This window comes from Bacillus sp. SIMBA_008 (assembly GCF_046535495.1).
GTDB classification, from domain to species: domain Bacteria; phylum Bacillota; class Bacilli; order Bacillales; family Bacillaceae; genus Bacillus; species Bacillus subtilis.
On sequence record NZ_JAWRWL010000130.1, the window covers coordinates 1 to 352 of the forward strand.

Annotated in this window: 1 protein-coding gene; it reads left to right on the plus strand. The window is 29.3% G+C overall.

The genetic code is table 11. The features are described 5' to 3' along the window. Window positions 1-172: 172 nt before the first annotated feature. On the plus strand, window positions 173-352 hold a 180-nt coding region (locus tag SB658_RS22480; protein ID WP_410602436.1), incomplete at its 3' end, for a hypothetical protein.

Genomic DNA, 352 nt, shown 5'->3' on the forward strand with positions numbered 1-352 from the left:
CTTTGTCGGTAACTGCTGGTACTTAATCAGACAATTCACAGAAAATTTATTTTAACTTTTTGATATAATAGAAATATGAATAAAATGTAAAATTGGTAATTAAAAGGATGATGAGAAGGTTTGTTATTGGAATATAAGAAAAATCATGGTCGTCGATTAGGGGGGAATAATAGTGAGCATTTTAGCATATATAGCAGGAACTTTGATAGCCCCAAATTTTGCGGGTTATCTTTTGTCAAAAGGTTTAACAAATCGAGGTGAAAAGAGATTAATTAAAGACATAGAAGATACAGTTAATGAATTTAATCGTAAGTTTGATAATACTGAGGTTGATAGTAACTATTTTATAGAG